At 65.2% G+C, this 25,963-nt stretch carries 26 protein-coding genes, 1 tRNA gene and 2 pseudogenes; 21 read left to right on the top strand and 8 right to left on the bottom strand.

Features of this window, described 5'->3' with window-relative positions; genetic code table 11:
* The first annotated feature begins 78 nt into the window (after positions 1 to 78).
* The 11 genes from C725_RS02955 (at position 79) to C725_RS02905 (ending at position 11,187) form a co-directional block, all read left to right on the top strand.
* Positions 79 to 915, top strand: coding sequence for a UDP-2,3-diacylglucosamine diphosphatase (locus tag C725_RS02955; RefSeq protein ID WP_243442695.1), 837 nt, complete (start codon positions 79 to 81; stop codon positions 913 to 915).
* A gap of 12 nt (positions 916 to 927) precedes the next feature.
* Positions 928 to 1,980, top strand: a complete 1,053-nt coding sequence (locus tag C725_RS02950) for a glycosyltransferase family 4 protein (protein ID WP_008600056.1) — start codon at positions 928 to 930, stop codon at positions 1,978 to 1,980.
* A 107-nt stretch (positions 1,981 to 2,087) separates the two neighbouring features.
* On the top strand, positions 2,088 to 2,819 hold the full coding sequence (locus tag C725_RS02945; RefSeq protein WP_008600055.1) for a cell cycle transcriptional regulator TrcR: 732 nt from the start codon (positions 2,088 to 2,090) through the stop codon (positions 2,817 to 2,819).
* A gap of 133 nt (positions 2,820 to 2,952) precedes the next feature.
* Positions 2,953 to 4,026, top strand: a complete 1,074-nt coding sequence (locus C725_RS02940; protein WP_008600054.1) for an MBL fold metallo-hydrolase — start codon at positions 2,953 to 2,955, stop codon at positions 4,024 to 4,026.
* Positions 4,027 to 4,104: 78 nt separating this feature from the next.
* The gene (locus C725_RS02935) at positions 4,105 to 5,796 is read left to right on the top strand and encodes an AMP-binding protein (protein ID WP_008600053.1); all 1,692 of its coding nucleotides are present in this window, start codon (positions 4,105 to 4,107) and stop codon (positions 5,794 to 5,796) included.
* Positions 5,797 to 5,842: 46 nt separating this feature from the next.
* The gene (locus tag C725_RS02930; RefSeq protein ID WP_008600052.1) at positions 5,843 to 6,607 is read left to right on the top strand and encodes a hypothetical protein; all 765 of its coding nucleotides are present in this window, start codon (positions 5,843 to 5,845) and stop codon (positions 6,605 to 6,607) included.
* A 115-nt stretch (positions 6,608 to 6,722) separates the two neighbouring features.
* Positions 6,723 to 6,992: an exodeoxyribonuclease VII small subunit gene (locus C725_RS02925; RefSeq protein ID WP_008600051.1), complete on the top strand. Its 270-nt coding sequence runs from the start codon at positions 6,723 to 6,725 to the stop codon at positions 6,990 to 6,992.
* Between the two features lie 11 nt (positions 6,993 to 7,003).
* Positions 7,004 to 7,900 carry a polyprenyl synthetase family protein gene (locus C725_RS02920; RefSeq protein WP_008600050.1) on the top strand — a complete coding sequence of 299 codons (897 nt, stop codon included), beginning with the start codon at positions 7,004 to 7,006 and terminating at the stop codon, positions 7,898 to 7,900.
* A gap of 114 nt (positions 7,901 to 8,014) precedes the next feature.
* A complete protein-coding gene (gene coaD, locus C725_RS02915; protein ID WP_008600049.1) occupies positions 8,015 to 8,518 on the top strand; it encodes a pantetheine-phosphate adenylyltransferase in 504 nt (167 codons plus the stop codon).
* Positions 8,519 to 8,635: 117 nt separating this feature from the next.
* Entirely contained in the window at positions 8,636 to 10,045 is a 1,410-nt protein-coding gene (locus C725_RS02910; RefSeq protein WP_038281527.1) for a DEAD/DEAH box helicase, read from the top strand.
* A gap of 92 nt (positions 10,046 to 10,137) precedes the next feature.
* Positions 10,138 to 11,187 carry a GGDEF domain-containing protein gene (locus tag C725_RS02905; protein ID WP_008600047.1) on the top strand — a complete coding sequence of 350 codons (1,050 nt, stop codon included), beginning with the start codon at positions 10,138 to 10,140 and terminating at the stop codon, positions 11,185 to 11,187.
* 16 nt (positions 11,188 to 11,203) lie between these two features.
* Here C725_RS02905 and C725_RS02900 read toward each other — a convergent pair whose 3' ends face one another.
* The 4 genes and pseudogenes from C725_RS02900 to C725_RS02890 form a co-directional block, all read right to left on the bottom strand.
* A complete protein-coding gene (locus C725_RS02900) occupies positions 11,204 to 11,983 on the bottom strand; it encodes a class II aldolase/adducin family protein (RefSeq protein ID WP_008600045.1) in 780 nt (259 codons plus the stop codon).
* Positions 11,968 to 12,096: pseudogene (locus tag C725_RS16895) on the bottom strand (DUF2256 domain-containing protein); the annotation flags it as partial. The gene C725_RS02900 and the pseudogene C725_RS16895, both read right to left, overlap by 16 nt.
* Positions 12,097 to 12,169: 73 nt before the next feature.
* Positions 12,170 to 12,847 (bottom strand): TIGR04283 family arsenosugar biosynthesis glycosyltransferase, encoded by a 678-nt coding sequence (locus C725_RS02895; protein ID WP_038281394.1) that lies wholly within the window; start codon positions 12,845 to 12,847, stop codon positions 12,170 to 12,172.
* Complete coding sequence (locus C725_RS02890) at positions 12,844 to 13,431, bottom strand: TIGR04282 family arsenosugar biosynthesis glycosyltransferase (RefSeq protein WP_008600042.1); 588 nt, start codon at positions 13,429 to 13,431, stop codon at positions 12,844 to 12,846. The genes C725_RS02895 and C725_RS02890 overlap by 4 nt, the downstream gene beginning before the upstream one ends.
* 49 nt (positions 13,432 to 13,480) lie before the next feature.
* Between C725_RS02890 and C725_RS02885 the strand changes: the two genes are divergently transcribed.
* Positions 13,481 to 15,115 carry an alkaline phosphatase D family protein gene (locus C725_RS02885; protein WP_038281391.1) on the top strand — a complete coding sequence of 545 codons (1,635 nt, stop codon included), beginning with the start codon at positions 13,481 to 13,483 and terminating at the stop codon, positions 15,113 to 15,115.
* Here C725_RS02885 and C725_RS02880 read toward each other — a convergent pair.
* Positions 15,112 to 15,546, bottom strand: coding sequence for a DoxX family protein (locus C725_RS02880; protein WP_008600038.1), 435 nt, complete (start codon positions 15,544 to 15,546; stop codon positions 15,112 to 15,114). The two genes, C725_RS02885 and C725_RS02880, sit on opposite strands and share 4 nt — an antisense overlap.
* 131 nt (positions 15,547 to 15,677) lie before the next feature.
* Between C725_RS02880 and C725_RS02875 the strand changes: the two genes are divergently transcribed.
* Positions 15,678 to 16,982: a UDP-glucose dehydrogenase family protein gene (locus C725_RS02875; protein WP_008600037.1), complete on the top strand. Its 1,305-nt coding sequence runs from the start codon at positions 15,678 to 15,680 to the stop codon at positions 16,980 to 16,982.
* Positions 16,983 to 17,040: 58 nt separating this feature from the next.
* Here the strand turns inward: C725_RS02875 and C725_RS15170 are convergent, their stop codons facing one another.
* The gene (locus C725_RS15170; protein ID WP_008600035.1) at positions 17,041 to 17,490 is read right to left on the bottom strand and encodes a DUF2244 domain-containing protein; all 450 of its coding nucleotides are present in this window, start codon (positions 17,488 to 17,490) and stop codon (positions 17,041 to 17,043) included.
* A 48-nt stretch (positions 17,491 to 17,538) separates the two neighbouring features.
* Between C725_RS15170 and nth the strand changes: the two genes are divergently transcribed.
* Together nth and C725_RS02860 are read left to right on the top strand one after the other, a co-directional pair.
* Positions 17,539 to 18,174: an endonuclease III gene (gene nth / locus C725_RS02865; protein ID WP_008600034.1), complete on the top strand. Its 636-nt coding sequence runs from the start codon at positions 17,539 to 17,541 to the stop codon at positions 18,172 to 18,174.
* 263 nt (positions 18,175 to 18,437) lie between these two features.
* A tRNA-Arg gene (locus C725_RS02860) sits at positions 18,438 to 18,514 on the top strand.
* 364 nt (positions 18,515 to 18,878) lie between these two features.
* Here C725_RS02860 and C725_RS16095 read toward each other — a convergent pair.
* A pseudogene (locus tag C725_RS16095) lies at positions 18,879 to 19,663 on the bottom strand (IS5 family transposase).
* 315 nt (positions 19,664 to 19,978) lie between these two features.
* Here C725_RS16095 and C725_RS02845 point away from each other — a divergent pair.
* The gene (locus C725_RS02845; RefSeq protein ID WP_008600031.1) at positions 19,979 to 20,242 is read left to right on the top strand and encodes a type II toxin-antitoxin system Phd/YefM family antitoxin; all 264 of its coding nucleotides are present in this window, start codon (positions 19,979 to 19,981) and stop codon (positions 20,240 to 20,242) included.
* An 18-nt stretch (positions 20,243 to 20,260) separates the two neighbouring features.
* Positions 20,261 to 20,557, top strand: coding sequence for a type II toxin-antitoxin system RelE/ParE family toxin (locus tag C725_RS02840; RefSeq protein WP_008600030.1), 297 nt, complete (start codon positions 20,261 to 20,263; stop codon positions 20,555 to 20,557).
* Positions 20,558 to 20,614: 57 nt separating this feature from the next.
* On the opposite strand, the gene C725_RS02835 is transcribed toward C725_RS02840, so the two are convergent.
* Positions 20,615 to 21,786, bottom strand: a protein-coding gene (locus C725_RS02835) for an IS3 family transposase (RefSeq protein ID WP_149864519.1) whose coding sequence is annotated in 2 segments (ribosomal slippage) — positions 20,615 to 21,522 and positions 21,522 to 21,786 — 1,173 coding nt in all. Because the reading frame shifts where the segments join, the coding sequence is not laid out codon by codon here.
* A 607-nt stretch (positions 21,787 to 22,393) separates the two neighbouring features.
* Here C725_RS02835 and C725_RS02825 point away from each other — a divergent pair.
* The 4 genes from C725_RS02825 to C725_RS02810 are packed head-to-tail and all read left to right on the top strand — an operon-like array spanning position 22,394 to position 25,963.
* Positions 22,394 to 23,539 (top strand): MlaE family ABC transporter permease, encoded by a 1,146-nt coding sequence (locus C725_RS02825; protein ID WP_008600026.1) that lies wholly within the window; start codon positions 22,394 to 22,396, stop codon positions 23,537 to 23,539.
* Positions 23,536 to 24,321, top strand: coding sequence for an ABC transporter ATP-binding protein (locus C725_RS02820; RefSeq protein WP_038281386.1), 786 nt, complete (start codon positions 23,536 to 23,538; stop codon positions 24,319 to 24,321). The genes C725_RS02825 and C725_RS02820 overlap by 4 nt, the downstream gene beginning before the upstream one ends.
* A complete protein-coding gene (locus C725_RS02815; protein ID WP_008600024.1) occupies positions 24,321 to 25,256 on the top strand; it encodes an MlaD family protein in 936 nt (311 codons plus the stop codon). Before C725_RS02820 ends, C725_RS02815 begins: the two co-directional genes overlap by 1 nt.
* Positions 25,253 to 25,963 (top strand): ABC-type transport auxiliary lipoprotein family protein, encoded by a 711-nt coding sequence (locus tag C725_RS02810; RefSeq protein ID WP_008600023.1) that lies wholly within the window; start codon positions 25,253 to 25,255, stop codon positions 25,961 to 25,963. Before C725_RS02815 ends, C725_RS02810 begins: the two co-directional genes overlap by 4 nt.

The raw sequence follows: 25,963 nt of genomic DNA, 5'->3' as shown, positions 1-25,963 counted from the left end.
GGCTGGAAAACGAAGGCAGCGGAATTGGGGAACGCCGGCGAGGCCGGGGGCGCGCTGGGCGCCGAGGCCATGCGGCAAATGCTGGCTGGCGGCGATGCTCGTCTGTCCGTGCCGGAACGCCGCGACCGGGAGCGGACGCGCTACCGCACGATCTGGATTTCCGACGTTCATCTCGGCACGCGCGGCTGCAATGCCGACATGCTGATCGATTTCCTCGACAGCACCGACAGCGAACGCATGTATCTGGTCGGCGACATTATCGACGGCTGGCGGCTGCGGAAAAGCTGGTACTGGCCGCCAAAGCATAATGATGTCGTTTGGCGCCTCCTGAAACGCGCGAAGCGGGGGACGGAGGTCGTCTTCATTCCCGGCAATCATGACGAGGCGTTTCGCCAGTTCGTCGGCCTCAGCTTTGGAGGCATTGCCATCAAGCGCACGGCGGTGCACGAGACGGCGGACGGACGCCGCCTGCTGATCTGCCACGGCGACGAGTTCGATGCCGTGGTCCTCTACGCCCGCTGGCTCGCGCTCCTCGGCGATGCGGCCTACATCTCCATGATGAAGCTGAACTGGCTGGTGAATCAGGTGCGCCAGCGGTTCGGCCTGCCCTATTGGTCGCTGTCGAAACACGCGAAGCACAAGGTCAAGAACGCGGTGGAGTTCATCGGCCGCTTTGAGGAGGCGGTGGCGAAGGCGGCGCGCGTGCGCGGGCTGGACGGCGTCGTCTGCGGCCATATCCACACCGCCGAAACGCGCGAGATCGACGGCGTCACCTACTATAATGACGGGGACTGGGTGGAGGGATGCAACGCGCTGGTCGAGCATTTCGACGGACGCATGGAAATCCTCAACTGGGCGGAGATCATGGCCGAGCGGGATAGGCCCGTACCCCTGGTTCGGGCCGAGGCCGCCTGAGGGGGGCGGCCAATGCGCATCGCCATCGTCACCGATGCCTGGACGCCGCAGGTGAACGGGGTCGTGCGAACGCTGCAGTCGGTGCGCGCGGAACTGGAACGTCGCGGCGACGTGGTGGAGGTGATCTCGCCGGATCTCTATCCCTCTCTTCCCTGTCCGTCCTATCCGGAAATCCGTCTGTCGCTGGCCTGGTCGGGCGTCGTCGGCGCCCGTCTCAGGCGTTTTCGACCCGACGCCATCCACATCGCGACGGAGGGGCCGCTCGGCCTTGCCGCCCGGCGTTGGTGCCTGCGGCGGGACCTGCCCTTCACCACCGCCTATCACACGCAGTTTCCGGATTATGTGGCGGCGCGAACGGGCCTCTCTCCGCGCCTCTTCTGGCGGTTCGAGCGCTGGTTTCATGCGCCGGCCGCGGCGACGCTCGCCGCGACGCCCAGCCTGCGCGTGCAACTCGCCAGCGAGGGCATCGGGCCGCTGCTGCCGTTCGGGCGCGGCGTCGACCTGACGGCGTTTCCGGATTCGCCGCCACCCGAGCCGTCGGACTTCGCCGGCTTGCCAAGGCCGATCCAGCTGTATGTCGGACGCATCGCGGTCGAGAAGAATCTGGAGGCGTTTCTGCGCGCCGACACGGCGGGGACGAAGGTGCTGATCGGCGATGGGCCAGCGCGCGCAGGGCTGAGCGCGGCCTATCCGAACGCGCGGTTCCCGGGTGCGCGGCATGGCAAGGACCTGGCGGCTGCCTACGCGCATGCGGACGTCTTCGTCTTTCCAAGTCGCACCGACACGTTCGGCATGGTCATCATCGAGGCGCTGGCGAGCGGCACGCCGGTTGCGGCCTATCCCGTGCAGGGACCGGTCGATCTGGTTACGAGCGAGGTCGGCGCCCTGTCGGAGGATCTGTCCGCCGCGATCCGGGAGGCGCTCCAAAAGGACCGCGCCCGCTGCCGAGCCTATGGGCGTGGCTTTACCTGGACGGCGGCGGCGGATGAATTCCGCGGCGCGCTTGCCTGCTTCGCGGCCTCGGAACGGCGATCGGCTGCGGCCCCAATGCCTCTGGCCGCGTAGAGATACCTCGCCAGCGTGCTTGATCACTGGCGGGCGCTGCCATATATCGGCTGGTGTCGAAGGCCGTCCCGGGAGGGGCGGCCCTTCTTTTATCCGGGAGACGAAACATGGCAGACGGGCATCCGCTCATGCCGAACGCGACCGCCGAATGGCTGGTCGAGAACACGACGCTGACGTTCGAACAAATCGCCGATTTCTGCGGCCTGCACGTACTGGAAATCCAGTCCATCGCCGATGAGACCGCGCAGCACCGCCACATTCCGCGAAACCCCATCGAGGCGGGCGAACTGTCGCGCGAGGAGCTGGAGAAGGCCCAGGCGGACGAGAACTACACGCCGAAGCTGTCCAAGGGGCCTGACCAGAAGCGCCGGACGAAGGGGCCGCGCTACACGCCCGTGTCGAAGCGTCAGGACAAGCCGGAGGGCATTGCCTGGCTGGTGCAGAATCATCCCGACATTCCCGATTCGAAGATCGCCAAGCTGATCGGCACGACCAAGAACACCATTCAGGCGATCCGGACCAAGTCGCACTGGAACATGGACAATATCGTTCCGAAGGACCCTGTGGCGCTGGGCCTGTGTTCGCAGCGCGATCTCGACGTGCTCGTCGAGGCAGCGGCGAAGAAGGCGGGCGTCGAGATCAGCGATCCGAAATTCGAGAGCGACCGCGCGGCCATGCTGGAGGAACTGCGGCGCGAGCGTCAGGAGGCGGCCGATGCCGCCGACCGCGCAGCGCAGGCGGAGGCGCTGGGCGTCGATCCCGACATGCTGACGGGTGAGGGCGCGTCGGACGGCGTTCCGGCCGCGCAGGACCAGGTCGACCCCTTCGCAAAGGGCTGAGGCCCGAACGGCAAAGGCCCAATGAAGGGCAGCGCGCCGCCCGGATGGCGCGCTGTCCCCGGGCCCGGCGTTCCCCGGTGGCGCCGAAAACAGATAGGGTCCGTAGCCCGTGGCTTCGCCTACATCCGGGTGAATGACCGAAACGTCCCTGAGCCAGCCGCCCGATCGGGGCGAAACCCGCCGCGGCCTTCATTACCCGCTGGGCCGCTGGCACCCGGAGCCGGGCGACCTGCACGAGGTGGCGAGCGGCGTCTTCTGGCTGCGCATGCCGATGCCGTTCAGCCTGGACCACATCAACCTTTGGATTCTGGACGGCGGCGATCATTGGACGCTGGTCGACACCGCCATTCCGGCGTCCTCCTGCAAGGATGTTTGGCGCGGCGTCCTTGCAAAGCTCCTGGCGGAGAAACCCGTCGGGCGCCTGATTTCGACGCATTACCATCCCGATCATCTGGGCCTCGCCGGCTGGCTGTGCCGCAAGACGGGCGCCGAGTTCGTCATGACCCGCACCGAATATCTGACCGCGCGCATGCTGCTGGGCGATCGTCGCGAGGAGCCGCCGGAGGCCGCCATGCGCTTCAGCGAGAAAGCCGGCTATTCGCGGGCGCAGCTCGATAAGATGCGCGAGGATGGCTGGGGCCGGTTCGCCAGCGCCATTTCTCCGCTGCCGGACGAATATACCCGCATTGCCGACGGCGACGTCCTGACGATCGGCGCGCGGCGCTGGCGGGTGGTCGTCGGCAGCGGTCACACGCCGGAACATGCGTGCTTGGTCGACGATGCCGGAACGCTGATGATCGCGGGCGATCAGGTGCTGCCGCGCATCACCTCCAACGTCTCCGTCCACCAGACCGAGCCCATGGCCAATCCGCTGGGCGACTGGCTCGATTCGATCGAAAGGCTGCGCGCGCTGCCGAACGATCTTCTCGTGCTGCCCGCGCATGGATTTCCGTTTCACGGTCTGCATGAGCGGCTGTCGCAACTGGACGCGGATCACCGGCACAAGCTGGACATGCTGCGGCGATACCTGGCGGACCGGCCGCGAACGGCGATGCAAACCTTTGAAATCCTGTTCGGCCGACAGATCGACGATCGCGAGATGGGCATGGCGGTCGGGGAGGCGATGGCCCACCTTCGCTGGCTGGAGGACGCAGGGCTTGCCAGCCGCACCGTCAAGCGCGGCGCCGCAGACCTTTGGCAGGCCTGACGAAAGCTATTGGCACCGATGACAATAGCGCGCTAGAAGCGCGGCGGGGGACGAGCATCGATGCGAGGGAGCGCTTTCATGTCAGAGACCGGCAAGGCCTGGCCGTTTCGTTACGACCACCCGGTGCCATGGGATACCGCCTTCCGGCCCCGCCTTCTCCATGAGCTCCTGAGCGAACAGGCGGGCAAGGCGCCGGGCGCTCCGTTCCTGGATTTCATGGGTCGGCGCTTCACCTATGGCGACATTGCCGAGAAGGTTGCCATCGCGGCGGCCGGGTTCCGCCGGATGGGCGTGTCGAAGGGGTTCCGGGTCGGTCTGTTCCTGCCCAATTGCCCGCAATATGTGATCGCCTATTACGCGGTGCTGATGGCGGGCGGAACGGTGGTCAATTTCTCGCCGCTCTATTCAGAGGATGAACTGATCTTTCAGGTGCAGGATTCCGGCACCGAGATCATGGTCACGCTCGACCTGGAACAACTGTATCCGCTGATTGCGGCGGTCAAGGCGAAGACAGAGCTGAAAACTCTGGTCGTAGGCAATCTGCCGGAGGTTTTGCCGCGGGTGAAGGGTCTGGCCTACCGGGCGCTGCGGGGGGGCGACCGGGCGGCCGTCGATTACGGGCCGACCGTCCGCCGATTTTCGGACCTGCTGGACGGCCCGCCGCTCGCCGAGGCCGAGACCCTCGATGCCCACAGCGACACCGCCCTCATTCAATATACGGGCGGGACCACCGGCCGGCCGAAGGGGGCCGTCCTTACCCATGCGAACCTTTCGGTGAACGCGGCGCAGGTGAACAGCATCGACCCCGGCACGCCGGGCAACAATTCCATTCTCGGCGCGCTGCCCTTTTTCCATGTTTTCGCGAACACCTGCGTTCTCAACCGCACTGTGATCGCGGGCGGCTGGATCGTCATGATGCCCAAGTTCGAGCTGACGGAGGCGCTTGCCCTGATCGAGCGGCACCGCATCGCATCATTACCCGGCGTGCCGACCATGTATCAGGCCTTTCTCGATCATCCGAATATCGCGAAGCACGATCTGACGTCCCTCGAGATTTGCATTTCGGGCGGGGCTCCCATGGCGAAAGAATTGCGGAACGCGTTCATCGAAAAAACGGGCGCGAAGCTTGTCGAGGGCTACGGCCTGACGGAAAGCGCGGGCGTCGTGTCCTGCAACCCGTATGAATCCGGCGGCAAGCCGGGCTCGATCGGCCAGCCGCTGCCGGGCACCAGCATCGTCATCGTCGACAAGGAGGATCCCGAAACCGTGCTGCCGCAGGGGGAGCGCGGCGAAATCACCATAGCCGGGCCGCAAATCCTGACGCGCTACCACAACCGTCCGGAGGCGAATGAAACGACGTTCGTGGAGGGGCGCCTGCGTACCGGCGACGTGGGCTATCTCGATGCCGACGGCTACGCTTATATCGTCGACCGGCTGAAGGACCTGATCCTGGTCGGCGGCTTCAACATCTATCCGAGCGCCCTTGAGGCGGTGCTCTACCGGCACGAGGCGGTGAAGGAGGCGCTGGTCATCGGCATCCCCGATGCTCGCCTCGGTGAGCGGCCCAAGGCCTTCGTCACTTTGAAGGAGGGCGCGGCGGCGAACGTCGAGGATTTGCTCGCCTTCCTGAATGCGCATGTCGGCAAGCACGAGCGCGCCGCCGCGCTCGAAATCTGGGACGCGCTGCCGAAAACCATGATCGGAAAGCTGAGCCGCAAGGAACTGGAGGAGGAAGAGGCGGCAAAGCGTGCCGCGACGGAATTGATGTGACAGTTTTATGAAACCCGCCTATCCTTTGGGAAAAGGGGGGAATTTTATGAACATCGCGAGAATGGTTTGGGCCGTTGTCCTGGCCGACCTGGTGCTGCTGGCGGCGGGGACCGCAGTGTGGGCCGGGGCCATGCCGACCTACGCCCTTCCCGAGCTGTTCGGCCTTCCGCTCGAAAACTCGCTGCCGACCGCCTATGCCGGCCTGAAGCTTTCGATGATCGCTCTGTGTCTTGGCGTGTTCGCGCTGGGGGAGGAGGCGGAACGCGGCCAGCGGGCGCTGGTCCTCCTCGCTCTTCTCCTCCTTTTCCTCGGCATCGACGAAATTGCCAGCGTGCATGAGCGCGCGCAGGAATTCGTGCGCAGCAAGCTCTTCGAGCCGGCGAGCATCGACACCCGTTCGGAGGGCAAACTGCATCTGGAAGGATTGCTCCTGGGCGGGGGACTCGTGGCGCTTCTTGCGTGCCTGCTCCCGTTCCTGCGCAGTTCGGTTCGCTGGCGGAGTCTGGAGACGCCGTTTCTGGCAGGCTTTGCCCTGCTCGTTCTCGGCGGGGTCGTCATCGACATCGTGCCAAACGTGCTGTGGCCGAACCCGGTCTGGAGCCTGAGCGAGGAAATGGCGGAGTTCGGCGGGGCCACGATCATGCTGCTGACAGCGCTTCGTGGCTTCGCGGTCCATCCGCTCGTCATAGCCCTCGACGCGTCGATCTCGGCCCGCAGCGATGTTGCCCCGCACCTCTCCCAAGACGGCCTCGACGAACCGCTGCCGGCTGGACCCCGTTATGCGCGGCAGGGCGGCATGGATCACCGATAAGTTCCGCTCCGGCCTCGCGCGGCGGGCATCGGCTGCGGGGGTGGCTCGCGGCCGGCCGCCGCCACCCTTCCAAGCCCTGTTGACCGTCCACCGTACGGCAGCCAATACGACGAGCATGAGCGAGATGACCGGAACGCCGAGGGAGCCCGCAGACGCCGGCGACGATATGGACTTCGAGGCTGCGTTGAAGCGGCTGGAGCAGATCGTTCAGACGCTGGAACGCGGTGACGCACCGCTCGAAAAATCAATCGAACTTTATGAGCAGGGCCAGCGTATGAAGGACCTTTGCGCGCGCAAGCTGGAGGCTGCGCGGGTCCGCGTCGAGAAGATTCGGCTGGACGCCGCCGGGAATCCGGCTGGCACCGAGCCGCTGGATCCCGCCTGAGGGCGCCGGACATGACCCCCGCCGCGCAGCTCAAGCCCGCGCTCGATGCGATGGCGCAAGCGGTCGACAGCCGATTCGACCGGATGCTGCCGGTCCCGTCCGATCCGCGCCGGCGGCTGGTGGAGGCGATGCGCTATGCAGCGATGGGCGGCGGCAAGCGGATGCGGCCGCTTCTTTGCGTGGCGGCATGCGACCTGTTCCATGTCGACAAGGAGCGCGCTTTGCGCGTCGCCATCGCGGCCGAAAGCGTGCATGTCTATTCGCTGATCCACGACGACCTGCCGTGCATGGACGACGACGACCAGCGACGCGGCAAGCCCACGACGCACCTGGCGTTCGACGAGGCGACGGCGGTTCTGGCCGGCGATGCGCTGCAGGCCTTTGCCTATGAAGTTCTGGCCGATCCGGCCACGCACGAGGATGCGGCCGTCCGCGCGGACCTGTGCCTGGAGCTTGCACGGGCGAGCGGAACCAGCGGCATGGCGGCCGGCCAGATGATGGACCTGATGGCGGAAGAGGGCGGTTTCGACCTCAATCTGACGACGCGCCTACAGCAGTTGAAGACCGGCGCGCTGATCGGCTTTGCCGTGGAGGCGGGCGCGATCATGGGCAAGGCCTCCGCGTCCGCCCGGACGAAACTTCGCGGCTATGCACACGATCTCGGCCTTGCCTTTCAGATTGCCGACGATCTGCTCGACGTCGAGGGGGACGCCTCCGCGCTCGGAAAGGCGGCCGGCAAGGATGCGGCGCAGGGAAAGGCGACATTCGTGTCGCTTCTCGGCGTTCACCGTGCGCGCAGCCAGGCGGGGATGCTGATCGATCAGGCGATCGACCATCTGCATGGCTTCGGCGCGGAGGCCGATCTGCTGCGCGCCGTGGCCCGCTTCGCGATCGCCCGCGATCACTGAAACGTGCCCGGCGCGTTACGATGCCGGAATTTTGATGCACTGCAAAAACTAACCTGTTGCCTTCGCCCGCATTCGATGGTCGAACGGCCGGCCAATGGAGGAGGGGAAGCTTTCATGCGCATCGGCGTCTATCCGGGGACCTTCGACCCCATCACGCTCGGGCATCTCGACATCATTCGCCGCGGCGCGAAGCTGGTCGACAAGCTTCTCATCGGTCTCAGCACCAATCCTTCCAAGACCGCGATGTTTTCCCTGGACGAGCGCAAGGCGCATGTCGAAGCCGAGGTGAAGGAGATCGCCGACGGCACGATCGAGGTCGTCACCTTCAACGGTCTTCTGATGGATTTCGCCGCGCGCCAGGGGGCCAGCATGATCGTCCGCGGTCTGCGCGCCGTCAGCGACTTCGAATATGAATATCAGATGGCGGGCATGAACCAGCAGCTGAACGACGAGATCGAGACCGTCTTCCTGATGGCAGACGTCGCGCTGCAGCCCATCGCCAGCCGTCTGGTCAAGGAGATCGCGATTTTCGGCGGTGACATCACACCCTTCGTCACGCCCGACATTCGCCGCGCCGTGGAGCGGCGCGTGTCGGAGCAGAGGGCCGCCGGCCATTGACGGGCGGTGCGGTTCCATTTCGCATTCGCTCGCCCCGCGCGCTTTCCTTGACTTTCGCCGCGCCCTCGACGAAGCCGCGCGTTGATCATTCGCGGCAATAGCGGAAACCCGGAACCCTTGAGCTTTCACCAACTCGGCCTCTCGGACGAGCTTCTCGGCGCAGTCGCCGACAGCGGATACTCCGATCCCACTGACATTCAGCGGCAGGCGATACCGCTTGTGTTGATGGGCAAGGACGTGGTCGGCGTCGCGCAGACGGGCACAGGCAAGACGGCAAGCTTCGTCCTGCCCATGATCGATATCCTGTCCCAGGGCCGCAGCCGCGCGCGCATGCCGCGCAGCCTGATCATCGCGCCGACGCGCGAGCTTGCCGATCAAGTGGCGCAGAACTTCGAAAAATACGGCAAGAATTCGAAGCTCAGCATGGCGCTTCTCATCGGCGGCGTCAGCTTCGGCGATCAGGACAAGGCGCTGGCGAAGGGCGTCGATGTGCTGATCGCGACGCCGGGCCGGCTTCTGGACCAGTTCGAACGCGGCAAGATCCTGTTGTCGGGCGTCGACATCCTCGTCATCGACGAGGCCGACCGCATGCTCGACATGGGCTTCATCCCGGATGTCGAGCGCATCTGCGGCCTGCTGGGCCGCAACCGGCAGACGCTGCTGTTTTCCGCGACCATGCCGCCGCCGATCAAGAAGCTGGCCGACAAGTTCATGTCGTCACCGAAGCAGATCGAGGTGGAGCGACAGTCGTCCACCAACAAGAATATCGAGCAGTCCGTTCAGCATGTCGGGCCGCGCGGCAAGCGCGGCGCGCTTCGCAAGATCCTCGGCAGCGAAGGCATGCGGAGCGCCATCGTCTTCTGTAACCGGAAGCGCGATGTGAAAACGCTGACGGACGTTCTGAAGGATGCCGGTTTCCGGGCCGGCCAGATTCATGGCGACATGGATCAGAAGGACCGCATGGCGACCATGGCGGATTTCAAGGCGGATGCGATCAACGTCCTCGTCGCCTCCGACGTGGCTGCGCGCGGCCTCGACGTGAAGGGCGTCAGCCATGTGGTGAACTATGACGTTCCGCTTCATGCGGAGGATTATGTCCACCGTATCGGCCGGACGGGCCGCGCAGGCGCGACAGGCGTGGCTGTGACGCTGGTCACCGATTCCGATACGGAACTGCTGGAAAATATCGAGTCGCTGATCGGACAGAAGATCGCCGGCGACGCCGTTGCTGCGGAGGATGCGCAGAAGGACGCAGACGTACCGGCGAAGGCCAAGGCGCCCGGTGGGTCCCGTTCCCGCAGGGGCGGCGGCGGCAAAGCGGCGGCCGGCGCCGATGCGAAGCAGGACCCAAAGGAATCGGCCGGGAAGGGCAAGGCGGCGAAGGACACGCCGCCGAAGCGCGCGCGGGAGGACGAGCGGTCAAGGCGCGGTGGGCGCGATTCGGCGGCGCGTAGCGCGGACGGCGAACCCACGGCCGACGATGCGGTCGCGGACTGGAACGGTCCGATTCCCTCCTTCCTGAAATAGGCTGCCCGCCCCCGAGAAAGCGATAGGCAGGCGCGAAATGCCGTTTGCCGACAAGGCGAAATTAACTCTCTCCCGCGTATAGCTGCGTCAGGATGACGGCGAGCGACGATCATATGCGGGAAACGGGGATCTGGGAGCGGATCGGCGCTTTGATGCAGGCGGGTGGGATTGAGCCGACGCCGGCCAATTACGACTTCTGGTATCGCTATGTAACGGGTGCCGATCCCGATCTGGTTTCCGCGGTCGAGGCGCTTCAGCGCCAGGCAGGGCGCGTTGGGCCCCGCGAGATGAACGCGATTCGCCGCGAGCTTTACGGTGATATTGGAGAGCCGGAGCTGTGGGATTTCCTGGCCCGCGCGCAGGCGCAGATGCGCCGCATCGTAAAGGCCGTGGAGGGCGCCGATGCCGATGCCCGCCGGTTCTCCATGCGCCTGTTCGATCTCTATGCCGCAAGTGAGCGGCGCGAGCGGGAGGATCGGTCGGGCGGGCTCCCCAGCCTGGAGGAGGTGCTGACGGCAACGGAGGCGATGATCGAGAAGAGCAACGCGCTCGAACGTCTCCTCGATATTTCCGGCACGCAAATCATGGAGCTGAAGCGCGACATGAAGCGGCTTCGCTCCGAGAGTCGCATCGACGTGCTGACAGGTCTCGCCAACCGCAAGGCGTTCGAGAATTATCTGGAAGCTCAGGCCGCGCGCGCGGTCGCGGATCGCCGGCCGCTGACGCTGGCCTTTTGCGACATAGACAATTTCAAGGTGTTCAACGACACATGGGGGCACAGGACCGGTGACGAGGTGCTGCGCATGGTCGGCGAGAACCTTGAGAAACTCTGTCACGGCATCGGCCTGCCGGCGCGCTATGGCGGTGAGGAGTTTGTCATCGTTCTGCCGGGCAAGGACCTGGATGCGGCGCATGACATTTGTGAGCAGGTGCGCGATTTCATCGGCACCCAGCGCCTGAACGTGCAGGAACATGGCGAACGCGTCGGCCCTGTGACCCTCTCGGTCGGCATTGCCGAGTTGAACTCGAGCGATTCGCTGGAGAATCTCCAGATGCGGGCGGACGCGGCGCTTTACCTGGCAAAGCAGAAGGGCCGCGACCGGACCTGCCTCGAAAGCGAACTCCGCTCCAAGGCGGCCTGAAACGCCCCGGCGCGCCTCAGTCGCGGAAGCCGGGGTCGATGCGGTCGAGTTTTCTGAGAAGAGCGGGCCAGGCAAGCATCTGACTGACCGCTGCCATGCCCTGCGGCGCGGTCTGGCCGGCGACCTTCTCCTCCACGCCCTGCGGCGGGGTGTTGAGGTTCTCCCGCCCCGCCGACAGCATGTAGACCTGCGCCTCGCACGCCCGTTCCAGGAAGTACATGCGCAGGAAGGCGTCCGCGACCCGCTCGCCGACCGTCAGCGTGCCGTGGTTCCTGAGGATCATGGCGTGCTTCTCGCCAAGGTCCGCCACCAGACGCTCGCGCTCCTCCAGGTCGGTCGCGATGCCCTCATAGTCGTGATAGGCGACATTGTGCTTGGCGATCATCGCCGTCTGCGTGTGCGGCAGCAGTCCCTCCGACATGGCGCTGACCGCCTGACCGTGCGGGGTGTGGAGGTGGAGAACGGCATGGGCGTCGTCGCGCGCCATATGAATGGCCGAATGGATGGTGAAGCCGGCCGGGTTGGTCAGGTAGGGCGTCTCCATGACCGGATGCCCCTCCGTATCGATCTTGACGAGGCTGGAGGCGGTGATCTCCTCGAACATCAGATTGTAGGGGTTGATGAGGAAATGATGCTCCGGCCCCGGCACGCGCGCCGACAGGTGCGTGAAGATCAGGTCGTCCCAGCCATAGAGCGCCACCAGCCGGTAGGCGGCGGCAAGGTCGGTGCGCACCTGCCACTCCTCCTCCGAAACCCGGCTTTTCACGTCGGTCGGGGTCTTCAACTGCGTCGCCATGAAATATCCTCTCCCGGTTTTTGGGGGCCGCCATCCGAAGCCTCCCGCTCCGTGCCGGAACGGCAGCGTTCGCGGCAATATACAACATTCTGCCACTTGCGCGCCCACCTCTTGCGTCAGGTATGGGCCGGCTCGCGGCGGGCGGGTCTTGCGCGGCAGGTCGGCCTGTCGCCGGCATCCTCGCCGTCAGCGCGTTTGCCGGTAGAGACTTGCAAGCCGGTCCGGCGCGATGCCGAGCGACCAGCCGGCGAGCATTGCCTGATTCAGAGCGACGCTGCGCAGGGTGCCCATGCGGCGCCAGCGCCGCGGCGACGTGGTAACCCGCTGCGGCAGTGTAAGAACGCGCCCAATGCGCCCCGCTCGGCGCACCAGGTCGAAATCCTCCATGATCGGCAGCGCCCGAAAACCGCCTAGCGCGCCGAACATGTCCTGTCGCAGGAACAGCGCCTGGTCCCCATAGGGAAGACGGAGGAGGCGGCTGCGCAGATTGGCGCCCGCTGCAACGACGCGCTCTTGCACGCGGGCATCGGCAATGCGCAGAGAGAACGCGCCGAGCGCTACGTCCGGTTGATCGAGCGCACGGACCGCGGCTGGCATCCAATCCGGCGGCAGCCGACTGTCGGCATGCAAAAAGAGGAGCGCAGTCGCCCCCAGCGCGATCGCGGCGGCTGCGCCGGCGTTCGCCTGACGCCCCCGGCCGCTGGTCTCGACCACGACGGAGGCCCCTGCGCGCTCCGCGATCGCAGCCGTCTCGTCGGTGCTGCCACCGTCCGCCAGGATCACCTGCGCCCCTGCTGCCGAAGCGATTGCGCCACCAATCTGGTCTGCTTCGTTCAAGGCGGGGATGATAACGGCGAACCTCATGTCGGTCTGAACTGCGGCCAGCGCTCCAGATCCTGCGGGCGGTCGAGGTCGGCCAACGTCTTGGCCCGCGCGACGGACAGCCGGAGCGCGGCGGCATTCGCCTCCACCTGCTCCAGAACTGTGGATGTCCCCCATGCGACATGGTCGAAGAGGGTGGGGGGCGGTGCGTCTCGCGCGCCGATCAGCCAGAAGCCGCCATCCTCCGCCGGCCCCAGGACCAGGTCGTGGTCGAACAGATGCCGCGCGGCGCTTTCCACGGCGGCGGCGTCGATGTCGGGGATGTCGCTGCCGACGATCAGGGCTGGCGGACGGGCCATGGCGACGAGCAGCCTTTCGCCAAGATCACCTGCGGCTTGCTCCAGAATATCGACATCGCCGCCCAGCCAGGCGCGCACGTCGGCTCCCTCCGCACCCGTAAAGGCCAGTCGCGGGGCGAGGGGCGCAAGCGCGGAGAGAGTGTGCATGACGAGCCGTCCGTGCAGCGCCGCGGCGCCGTGGGCTCCAAGTTCCGGTTCCAGGCGCGTCTTGCAGCGGCCGGGCCGGGGATAGCGGGCGAAGATGATGGGGCGTAAAGTCCTCGTCATAAATGCGGTCTAAGCGAACTTTCCACATCGGGGGAGGGCGAGAAGCCTCATGTCCATTGAATTGCGTCGTCGCCACTTCCTTGCTGCCGGTTTGGGAGGTGCCGCCGGGCTTGCCCTGCCGAACGGCCTGCGGGCGGCAACGATGGGGCGCGGCTTCACCCATGGGGTCGCCTCCGGGGAACCGGCGCAGGATTCAATCCTGCTGTGGACGCGTTTCGTCGGGCTCGGGGACGCCGGGACGGAACTGGTCTGGGAGATCGCGGAGGACAGCGAGTTCGGGCGAATTGTCAAGACCGGCACCGCGCGCGCCTCCGCAGAGACCGACCACTGCGCGAAGGCGCCCGTCGGCGGGCTCGACCCGGCGCGCTGGTATTTCTACCGGTTCCGCTCGCCTGACGGCAGCGTCTCGGCGGTCGGCCGTACGCGGACCCTTCCCGCGGAAGGGTCGGACCCCTTCCGCATGGCCGTCTTCAGCTGTTCGAACCTGCCCTACGGCTACTTTAATGCCTATGCGCACGCGGCCGGGCGGCAGGATATCGACCTGGTGCTGCATCTGGGCGACTACCTCTACGAATATCCGGACGGCACCTATCCGGCGGAAGCGGACATTGTGGACGGCCGCCATGTCGATCCTGCCACGGAGATGATCAGGCTGGCCGACTATCACGCGCGGTACGCGGTCTACCGCGCGGACCGCGACTTGCAGCGGCTGCATCAGCTTTATCCCATGATTGCGATCTGGGACGATCACGAGTTCGCCAACGATGCCTGGGCGGGTGGAGCGGAGAACCATCAGCCGGAGACCGAGGGGCCGTGGGCGGCGCGAAAGGCGGCTGCGCTGGCAGCCCATCATCATTGGCTGCCCATGTCGGACGCCCCCTATGCGGCTTATGAGATCGGCGAACTCGCGACCCTGTTCCGGCTGGAAACGCGAATCACCGGACGGGATGCGCAGATCGACCTGCCGGCCCTGTTCGCCGAAGCCGGAAGTCTGGAGGCGGGGATGGCGCGCCTGCATGGCAAGGTGTGGCCGGACCCCGCGCGGCACATGCTCGGCGCCGAGCAGGAGCGCTGGCTGGCCGAAGGCCTGGCCGCCTCGACAAGAACCGGAACGCGTTGGCAGGTTCTGGCGCAGCAGGTCGTCATGGGGTCCGCAATGACGCCCGGCGCGATCCGCGACTGGATCGATCCGGCAGCGCCCCCGGCGGTGCAGCAGCGTGTCGCCGCCGCCATCGGCCTCGCCAAGCTCGGCATACCCAGCAATCTCGATGCCTGGGGCGGCTATCCGGCGGCCCGGGCGCGCCTGCTTCAAAGCGCCCAGGCGGCCGACGCGAATCTGCTCGTGCTGGCGGGGGACAGCCACAATAGCTGGGCCTTCGACCTGTTCGAGGGTGGGCAGCCGGCCGGGGCCGAGTTCGGCGTGCCCTCGGTCACCTCACCCGGCTTCGAGGCCTATTTTACGCGCACCGATCCCGCCGTCGTGGCGCGGGGCGTGGTCGATAGTTCGCCTGAACTCGTCTGGGCCGATACGGCGCAGCGGGGATATGGGCATGTGACGCTGACGCGCGAGGAGGCGCGCTGTGACTGGATATTCACCCGCAGCGTGAAGCAACGCAGCGCGTCCGCGACCGCAGGACGCAGCATGAGGGTGCAGTATGGCCGCAACCGGCTTTCGGCCGTCTAGCCCTGGCCGGGCGGCCCCGAGGTCTCCGGTGGCCGGCGGAACGGCCAGCTGACCAGACTGCCCGCGAAGAGGCACCACCAGACGATGACCGGCTGAAACAAGAGTCGCGGGGCGTGATAGCTCCATCCAAGGCCGGTCCCGCTGCCGATATCGTTCAGCATGTGCTGGACGTTCGCAGGGTAGACGGCAACCGTATAAAGCGAGAGGCCCAGGGCCGCTGTCCGCCGGAGCGGCGGCAGCAGGAGACCGGCAGCGCCCAGCAGCTCGCAGATGCCGGTCCAGAGGATGACGCCCGTCGCCGCGGGCACCCAGGGGGGCATGATCGACAGGAAGGGGGCGGGCGCCATGATGTGGAGGGCACCCGCGGCGGCGAAGACAGCGGCAAGCAGCAAGCGCAGCATGCGCCGAAGGGTTTCGATACGCCTGTTCATCGGTCTTTTCTAACGTCCCGTCCGAAACTGGGAATGCCACCTAATGCTGCATGTGCGAAGGTGCTGGTCAGGAGCCGCGCCGGACGCTACGTCCATTCGCGGATATACAGTTACGAAAAGGGGTTCTGCCAATGCGTCTCGCCATGATCGGCACCGGCTATGTCGGCCTTGTTTCCGGCGCGTGTTTCTCGGAGTTCGGCCACGACGTCGTCTGCGTGGACAAGAACGAGACGATCGTTGCCCGCCTCGACAAGGGCGAGATCCCGATCTACGAGCCCGGCCTCGATAAGCTGGTTGAACGCAATGTGGAGGCGGGCCGTCTTCGCTTCACCACCGATCTGAAGGACGCGGTCGCAAATGCCGATGCGGTCTTCATTGCGGTTGGAACGCCCAGCCGGCGTGGCGATGGCCATGCCGATCTCAGCTATGTCTACGCCGCGGCGGAGGAGATCGCCAGGGCCGCGCCGGCAACATGCGTCATCGTCAACAAGTCGACCGTTCCCGTCGGCACGGGCCGCGAGGTCGAGGACATCGCCCGCAAGGCGGCGCCGGACAAGAAAATCTCGGTGGCCTCGAACCCGGAATTCCTGCGCGAGGGATCGGCCATCGAGGATTTCATGCGGCCCGACCGCGTCGTCGTGGGCGTCAGCGATGCGCATGCCGAGGAGGTGCTGCGGGGCATCTATCGGCCTCTCTCCCTGCGGGAAGTGCCGCTGCTGGTGGCGGAGCGCGAAACAGCGGAGCTCATCAAATATGCCGCGAACGCGTTTCTGGCGGTGAAGATCAGCTATATTAACGAAATGGCCGACCTGTGCGAAAAGGTCGGCGCGGACGTGCAGGTGGTGGCGAAGGGCATTGGCCTCGACAACCGCATCGGCCCGAAATTCCTGCATGCCGGGCCGGGCTATGGCGGATCCTGCTTTCCGAAGGATACATTGGCCCTGTTGCGCACGGCCGAAGAGGCGGGCGCCCCGGTGCGGATCGTGCAGGCGACCGTGGACGTCAACAACGACCGCAAGCTTGCCATGGCCGACCGCGTGATCGCGGCGTGCGGCGGCTCGGTAAAGGGCAAGCGCATCGCCGCGCTCGGCCTGGCCTTCAAGCCGAACACCGACGACATGCGCGATTCTCCGTCGCTCGACATCCTGCCGCGGCTGATCGAGGCGGGTGCTTCCGTGGCGGCCTATGACCCGGCGGCGATGCAGCTTGCCGCGCCCATGCTGCCGGACGTCGAGATGGTTGGCAGCGCCTATGAGGCGATCGAGGGCGCGAGCGCGGTCGTTCTGATCACCGAATGGAACGAGTTCCGCGCGCTCGATCTTCGCCGCTTGAAGGACAGTATGGAGACGCCGGTCTTCGTCGATCTGCGCAATGTCTACCCGTCTGAGGACATGCGCCAGGCGGGTTTCGAATACAGCTCCATCGGCCGAAGCTGACAGACCGGATCACGGGCGGCCGGTGGTCGCCCGTACCCCGGGACATGCCGACCGGACCTCAGCGATTGAGCGCGCCGGCGATGACGTCGTAGACTTCGCCGCGCTCGCGCCGGTTGAGGTGCCGGCCGATCAGCAGACGCCGGCTGCGATGACGCAGCCAGAGCCTGTTCTGCGGCGCGTGCTGCTCCAGTTCGACGCGCGTCCAGGCGCGGGGCAGTTCCCAGCGTTCCTGCCGCCCCTGCGCATCGGTACGCTCGACCAGCAGGCGATCGCCCGTCAAGCGCAGGCGCTCGAAGGCTCGAGCGGCGCGGCGGCTGGCCCGAAACGCCCAGACGAGCAGTGCCAGATCGACGATCATGAAGGGCAGAACGAGCCAGGCTCCCACCAGGAGAAAGCGCAGGGCGGCGAGGAGCATGACGAGCGCGGTAACGCCGATCACGATCCGTGCGGCATCGGTGCCCAGCGGCGCCGGCGGCTGCAGCGTCAGGTCGAAGGAATCGCGCGCCATGGCCGGCCGATCTTATCAGCCCCCGCCGGGGACGCTAGGCAGGGCGGCATGAAGACGCAGGATATCGAGACCTTCTTCGACCGGTTGGCAGAGGCGCACCCCGACCCCCAGACCGAGCTGGAATATGTCAACGACTTCACGCTGCTGGTTGCGGTCGTGCTGTCCGCACAGGCGACCGACGTCGGCGTCAACAAGGCGACCCGCGCTCTGTTCCAGGACGTGCGTGATCCCGCGGCCATGGTCGCCCTGGGGGAGGAGGGGCTGCGCGAACACATAAAGACGATCGGCCTCTACAATTCGAAGGCGCGGAACGTCATCGCGCTGTCGGAAAAGCTGCTCGCCGAACATGACGGCCGGGTGCCGTCCAGCCGCGCCGCGCTGGAGGCGCTTCCCGGGGTAGGGCGCAAGACCGCGAACGTCGTTCTCAACACTGCGTTCGGCGAACCGACGCTTGCCGTCGACACCCATGTCTTCCGCGTGTCGAACCGGACGGGTCTTGCGCCGGGCAAGACGGTGGAGGCGGTCGAGGAACGGCTGATGTCGGTGGTGCCGAAGGCGCATATCATGGATGCGCATCACTATCTGATCCTGCACGGGCGGCACCTCTGCAAGGCGCGCCGGCCCGAGTGCTGGCGGTGTCCGGTGGCGGACCTGTGCGCCTATGAGGGCAAAACCACGGCTTAAGAGTTCGTAAACCGGGTATTCACCCCGCGCATGCTGAATGGGCTCTGGATCGCGGAGTTTGGCGATCTGTTGCGTAAAGGGGTCCGCCGCGCGCCAGAGTTCCGGCGCGCGGCCCCCGTCCACTTTCAGGATGCCGTCCATTTTCTGGGTTCTGCCGCCATGCGCCCGAGCCGCCGCCGCAGCCACGCTAATTTCACGCCGGCAAGGAATAGCGCTTGGCCTCGCACCCCGCCTTTTGCTAAGCGCCCGCAGCACTCACAGATGCACCCGTAGCTCAGCTGGATAGAGCGCTGCCCTCCGAAGGCAGAGGTCACAGGTTCGAATCCTGTCGGGTGCGCCAGTCAACTGCCTTAGTGTCTTGTTTTTAAACAACTCTTAGCAGAATTGTAGAAAGCGTTCCTACGATTGGCCCCACACAATGTGCGGGCTTTTCCAGCACATTCTGGGGCTTTCCGGGACGCTTCTTGGTGCGTGAAGGCAATTTTTGGCGCGCTAATCATCTCCGTTTTGCGCCCGAATCTTGACTGGCCCACTCTCTAGCGCAGCTTCAGCAGACGGGACGCAAGTTAAGCTCGCCTATCCCTAGATTTCTTCGACGCAGATTTCGATTCCCATCTCTGGTTCACCTGCTGATAAGTTGGTGCCGATTGGAACTGGCTCGCTGATCGCGACTACCTTGTATCGCCCCGCAATTTCCGAGCCAACTAGGCTTCGTGGACAAAGGGTATCCAGAGCTTGATTGAAGCGAGAGCGACGAAGCCGAGATAGGATTCCTTGGTTTTGTCGTAGCGGGTGGCGACCCTGCGCCAGTTCTTCAGTTTGTTGAACAGGCGCTCGACCAGGTTGCGCCAGCGGTATTTAGTCGGGTCATGCGGGACCGGATTGCGGCGATTGCTCTTGGCCGGGATCACCGCTTCAACGCCAGCGGCCGCGATTTGCTCGCGGATGGCGTCGGCATCGTAGCCGCGATCGGCCAGGAATGCCTCGACCCGCTCGCCGATCATTCGGAACAGGGGCCCAAAGCCCTGCACATCATGCGTCTGGCCGGGCGTCAGCACGAAGCCGAGCGGGAGGCCCCTCGCGTCGCATCTGGCGTGCAGCTTGGTGGTGAAGCCTCCGCGCGATCGGCCGAGAGCCTCGGTTTGCTGAGTCCCCTTTTTATGCCGACTGCACAATGATGTGCCCGGACCACGGTGCTATCGATCATGTCGGCAGCGATATCGCGCCCTGCCAGTTCGGCCAGCGTCTCGAGCATGGCATCGAACACGCCGGTCGTGACCCATCGTCGATACCGCCTGAAGACGCTGTTCCACTTGCCATACTCGTCCGGCAAATGCCGCCATTGCGCACCGGTCCGGGCAATCCACATCATGCCCTCGAAATAGCGGCGATTATCCTGTGCAGGGCGGCAGCCACGGCCGCGCTCAGCAGGCAGCAGCGGCCCGATCAGCGCCCACTCCTCATCCGCTACACCGATCCGCTCGCCCAACGCTGCCTCCAAAAGGTAGCCTTGAATCAAGCGCTCAGTCTCAGGTCAAGCTTTGTCCACGAAGCCTAGTCACATCAGAAACAGGTGATCGGTTACTGCTTTCCACGACAATTTCGCCGCTGAGATGGCCAGAAGCGACGCCTGAGACCGGCCATTGAACCGACAATCACGGTAATGAACGAAGGGCGGGTTTCGACGGCTCGACTTGGCTCCGGAAACGGCCGCTTTGTTCGCGGTTGCAGAAAGCCGAACATGTACTTGAAGAAAGCGTCTATCTGGACTATATTCTGACCAAATTCTGGCCGGACTATCCATATGAACCTCGAAACCCGTATCAAGCCAATCAGCTACCTCAAGGCGCACAGCGCCGACCTGATCCGTGAACTGGGCGACGGCGCGCCACCGTTGGTCATTACCCAGAACGGCGAGGCAAAGGCCGTTTTGCAGGACGTTGGCAGCTATGAGACGACCCAGGAATCCCTGGCACTGCTCAAGTTGCTGGCGCTTGGCCAAGACGAGATGGCGGCAGAGCAGACGCGTTCCGTGGAAGGTTTGGCCGACCGTATCCGTGGTCGCTGACCCGTGGGGAAGAGCAAGGTGCAGGTCCGCCTTGCGGCGGGCGCCGAACATGACCTCTCGGGCATTTACCGGCGTCGCCTGGCACAGCGCGGTGCAGAAGGCAGCGATGGAGCAGAGGCACTTCTCGACCGGCTCGTAAAGGGCATCGAGGAACTGATCGATTATCCCGAGCGCGGTTGCGTGCCGCCGGAACTAGAGGCGCTGGGGATCCGTGCCTACCGCCAGCTGTCGCTACCGCCTTATCGCGTGATTTACCTGCCGGATAACACTTTTGTCACCGTGCTGATCGTAGCCGATAGCCGCCGCGACTTCTGAGGTGGTCCCGCCTTTTTGGACAGTTTGGCGGCGAAGTTAAGCTCATCCTTGTAGTGATTATGCCGCCAGTTTCGTCATCAGATCATGGGGGGCATGCCCCCCATGATCTGTTTCTTCGATCCGCCCATAGGCCTCTGCCGGGGTTTGCCCCGCCAGACCAGAGTGCGGTCGCTGCGTGTTGTAATAGGTGACCCACCGGGCAAGGCCGTTCCGCAGCTCAGAACCGGTCTCAAAGGCGTGGAGATAGACGCATTCATATTTGAGAGATCGCCACAGTCGCTCGATAAAGACGTTATCCATCCAGCGGCCTCGGCCATCCATGCTGATGCGCACCTCGGCATCGCGCAGCACGCTGGTGAACGCGAAGCTGGTGAACTGGCTGCCTTGGTCTGTATTGAAGATCTCGGGTCTGCCGAAGCGCGCCAGTGCTTCCTCCAATGCCGCGACACAGAAGCCGGTGTCCATCGTGTTCGATAATCGCCAGGCCAGCACCTTCCTTGTCGCCCAGTCCATGATGGCGACCAGATAGAGGAAGCCCCGACGCATCGGAATATAGGTCACATCCGCGCACCAGACATGGTTCGGCCGCTCGATCGCCAGATTGCGCAGCAGATAGGGATAGACCCGGTGTTGCGGGTGTGGATCGCTCGTGCGCGGCCGCTGGTAGATCGGCGACAAGCCCATCTTTGCCATGAGCCGGCGCACCCGTCGTCGCCCAACGTCGTGGCCATTGCGCCGTAGGTGCCGGACCATCTGCCGGCTGCCATACCAGGGACAGTCCAGGAACGTCGCGTCGATCCTCCGCATCAGCGCCAGCGTCACTTCGGTCTCGGGCACCCGTGCGTAATAATAGGACGACCGGCTGATCGACAACAGCCGGCACTGCGCCGCGATCGACAGGCGCTGATGAGCAGGTTCGATCATAGACCGCCTCCGTGCCACGCTCATCGACCGGAGGCTTTGGCTAAAAAATCGCGTTCCACGACCAACTCCCCGATCTTGGCATGCAGCTTCTCGATTTCCGCCTCGCTGGCAGCCTTCGAACCCTGATCGCCACCTTCGAACAGGCCAGCCATGCCGTCCATCGCCTGACGCTTCCAGGTCCCGATCATCGTATGGTGGATGCCATGCTTCGCTGCCAGCTCCGCCAGAGTCAGGTCGCCCCGGATCGCTTCCATCGCCACCTTGGCCTTGAACTGCGCGCTGTAGCGCTTCCTCGTCGTCTTCATTCCCGTCCATTCCTTCAGGTCGGGATGAGCTTAACACCCTGTCCGAATTTCCGGCACCACCTCACGGATCATCTTCGATTTTCTGGTAATAAGCCCGCATCACCAGATCGTGAGCGGAATGGCTCCCGATCTTCTCGAGCCGGGAAATGCGTGGTTCGACGAAACACTCGATTTCATCATGGTTGCACTACGCGCCGGCACGCCGACCGGATGTCGCACTTCCAGGAGCGAGAAGCAGGCCTGACAATTCCCGGACCGGGGAACCGCTCGCTATGCACACGCCGGACCGGGGAACCGCTCGCTATGCACACGAAAGCATTGGCCACTTCGCGCTTGCCTGCTTCGCGCCCGAGGCGCTCCTAACCTTTTTAACTAAACCAGACCGTTTCGTTCTCGGAAAGACCGTGCTAGACCAAGGTCGGTCTTGCTTCAGGAGTGATCGGTCGCTGTTCGTCTCGGGCCCCATATACCGTGCCATGACCGTTCTGGCACAGCGGCTCGGTGGAGCTTTTTCATGTTCGTGGCAGAGGCGCTCCGGGGACCGGGTCTGGCTGCGTTCCGGGTCGGTCGCTTCGGGTGCCGCCAAGCCGGAATGTGGAGCTTGTCGATGGTGACGGACCAAGCGGCGGCCAACGAAGCGTCGCCGGATCGTCGTGCTCCGGCCGGGGTCGAGTGGCAGGAACACCCGGACCTGCGTCTAATCGCCTCCGGCGATTGGATCGTGACTCAATTGAGCGGCGTGACGGGACAGCTCGGCGCGCACCGCACTGAAAGAGCGCGGCTCGACGTTTCCCATATGGGCGAGGTCGACACCGCCGGGGCCTTTGCGCTTGCGCGCCTCACCGGAGGCGCCGCGGCGTTGCGTAACTCGGGGCGCGACGACCTCGATCGCCTTGCCGAGTTGATCGAGCGTTCCGGCGAACCGGAAGCGCCCCGCCAGACCAGGCCGCACGGCCTGTTCGGCTTCTTCGTGCGCACCGGTGAGCGGGTCGAGACATTGTGGCACGAAGCCTATGGCAGCATGGTGTTCGCCGGACGCCTGACCCTCACGCTCGGCCACACGCTCGCGGCACCGCGGCGGCTGCGGCTTACGCCCTTGTTCGCGATGATGGAGGCGGTGGGCGTCAACGCCTTGCCGATCGTCTTCACCATGACCTTCTTCATCGGCGCGGTGATCGCGCTGGTCGGCGCCAATTTGCTGACGACGCTGGGGGTTTCGGTCTTCACGGTCGAACTGGTCGGTGTCGCCATCCTGCGCGAGTTCGGGGTGGTCATCGCGGCGATCCTGCTTGCCGGACGATCGGCTTCGTCCTTCGCGGCCGAACTGGGATCCATGCGGATGAACCAGGAAACGCATGCCATGCAGGTAATGGGTGTCGACCGGTTCCATGCACTGGTCGTACCGCGAGTGCTGGCGGCGCTGCTGATGATGCCGATCCTCACCTTCGTGGCCGATATCGGCGGCCTGGTGGGCGGGCTTCTGGTCAGCTGGATCACGATGGATCTGAGCCCGACCTTCTTCATCAGCCGCCTGATCGAGACCGTGGAGCTGCGCCATTTCTGGATCGGGATGAGCAAGGCCCCGTTCCTGGCATTGCTGATCGCCGCGATCGGCTGCCGCCAAGGCCTGCTCGTGGAAGGCGACACGCAGAGCCTCGGGCGGCACGTGACGGCGGCGGTTGTCCACGCGATCTTCCTGATCATCATGTTCGACGCGATCTTCGCGGTGATCTTCATGGTGCTCGACCTGTGAGCGATCCGGGGAACGGCGACGCGGCAGTCCCGCCCATATGCGTGCGTGGCCTGCGCACCGCCTTCGGCGAGCATGTCGTGCACGAGGATCTCGACCTCGACGTCTGCCGGGGCGAGATCCTCGCCGTGGTCGGCGGATCGGGATCGGGCAAGTCGGTGCTGCTCAACACGATCCTGGGGCTCAAGGAACCCGATGGTGGCGCAATCGAGGTGTTCGGCCGCGATCTTGCGGACGAGAAGGCGCGCGACGAACTGGAGCGGCGTGCCGGCGTGCTGTTCCAGAACGGCGCTTTGTATTCCACACTCACCGTGATCGAGAACGTCGAGGCGCCGTTCCTCGAACACGTTCGATTGCCGCCCGATTTCGTTCGCGACCTGGCCCGGCTCAAGATCGGCCTGGTGGGGCTGGAGGCGAGCGCGGGGGACAAGCGCCCGGCCGATCTCTCCGGTGGCATGCGCAAGCGCGCCGGCATGGCGCGGGCGATCGCACTCGACCCGGATTTGCTGTTTCTCGACGAGCCGACCGCCGGCCTCGACCCGGTGGGCGCGGCCAGTTTCGACACGCTCGTGCGTGATCTGCGCGATGCGATGGGCCTGACCGTTTTCATGATCACCCACGATCTCGATACGATCTACGCCATCTGCGACCGGGTTGCGGTGCTGGCCGACCGGCATGTCGCGGCGATCGGACCGGTGGCCGAGATGGAGCGCTCGGACCATCCTTGGATCCGCGAATTTTTCGGCGGGCCGCGCGGCCGCGCCGCCAGGGAGAAGCAGAGCTGATGGAACGCCACGCGCACTATGCCCTGGTGGGCGTCGTCTCGATCGGGGTGCTGATCGCCGCCATCGTGTTCGTGGTCTGGCTCGGGCGCGCCCAGTTCAACCAGCAATACGACCAATACCGAATCCTGTTCGAAGGGCCCGTGAACGGCATGAGCGAAGGGGGCGACGTGCTGTTCAATGGCATCAAGGTGGGCGAGATCGAGCGCGTCGCGCTCGACGATCAGGCGCCGAGCAAGGTCGTCGTCGATATCGAAGTGGATGCCAGCACGCCGGTTCGCAGCGATTCGCAGGCTTCGACCGAATTGCAGGGCATTTCGGGGATCAGAGCGATCCAGATCAGCCCCGGATCGGAAGGGCAGCCGTTGCTGAAGCGGATTTCAGACCGCGAACGGCCCATCATCCCGAGCGAACCCAACGCACTTTCGTCGCTTCTGCAAGGCGGGGGCGAGGTTCTGACGAACGTCAACGAGGCGGTGACTCGCGTCAACCGCGTGCTGGCGGACGAGACCATCGCCGACCTGCATGCGGCGATAGCGGCAATGCGGGCCACCAGCGAATCGCTCGCCGCCAACCGGGCGATGTTCGACGATGCCGCATCGGCGCTGGCCAAGCTCGACGCCGCGGCCGGCGATGTCCAGCAGGTCTCCGCATCGATCCGCGAGATGGTGCAGGGCGACGGGCGCCAGGCAATTGCCGACATATCGCGTGCAGCCCGCGAAATCGAACTCGCTGCAAGCGATGCACGCGCCACGCTGGCATCGCTTGGCGACCAGTCCGATGCCTTGGGGGCCGAAACGCTGCCCACGATAGACAGCACGATGCGCAGCATCGAGGAGACCGCCGAATCTCTCGACGGGCTGATCGACGACATCCGCCGCGACCCGCAAGGCACATTGGGCAAGAGCGGCGGCCGAGAACTGGAGATACCGCAATGATTGTTCCGCGTGCAGCAATCGCACTGGCCGCATTGCCGTTTGTCGCAGGCTGCGTCGGCGGATTGCTGGGAGAGGGCGATTCCGACCAGCTCTATCGTCTGCAGGCGGAACTGCCGGCCTCGCAAGGCGGCAGCGCCGCCGGCGTGCCCGCGGCACAACGCACGGCAATCGTGCTGCTCCCGCTGTCCTTCGCCCCCGAGATCGAGGGCGACCGGATGCTCGCCGGGCGCGGCCGCGAAGCGTTCTACATAAAGGATGCGCGCTGGGTCGCGCCCGCGCCCAGCCTCGTCAGCGATGCGCTCGCCAGCGCGTTCGACGTGCGCGCTCCCGCCTTGCTGCTCGCCGACCGGCGCGACAATGCGGGCGCCGAATTCGCACTCGAAGTGCATGTGACGCGCTTCGAGGCGCGCTACCCGGCGGGCACCGACGTCGAGAGCGAAGCGGCGCCGGTGGCGATCTTCGCGGGCGAAGCGCGCCTTCGAGGGCGGGGTCGCGAGCCGGTCGCGGTCCGATCCTTCTCCAGCGCAGTCCCGGCGCGGGAAAATCGGGTGAGCGCGATCGTCGATGCGCATGCCGAGGGCGTTTCCACCGCCGCCGCAGAACTGGCCGACTGGACGCAAGCCGCAATCGCCGCTGCTCCGGCCCGCAACGTGACCGGGCCGGACAAGGGTGAAAGCGGCTCTGTCCGATCGGACGGGGAGCCCTGA

This window comes from Pacificimonas flava, from assembly GCF_000342165.1.
Classification (GTDB): Bacteria; Pseudomonadota; Alphaproteobacteria; order Sphingomonadales; family Sphingomonadaceae; genus Pacificimonas; species Pacificimonas flava.
Note: the sequence above shows the minus strand (reverse complement) of the source record. Positions and strands in the feature narration are given on the sequence as shown.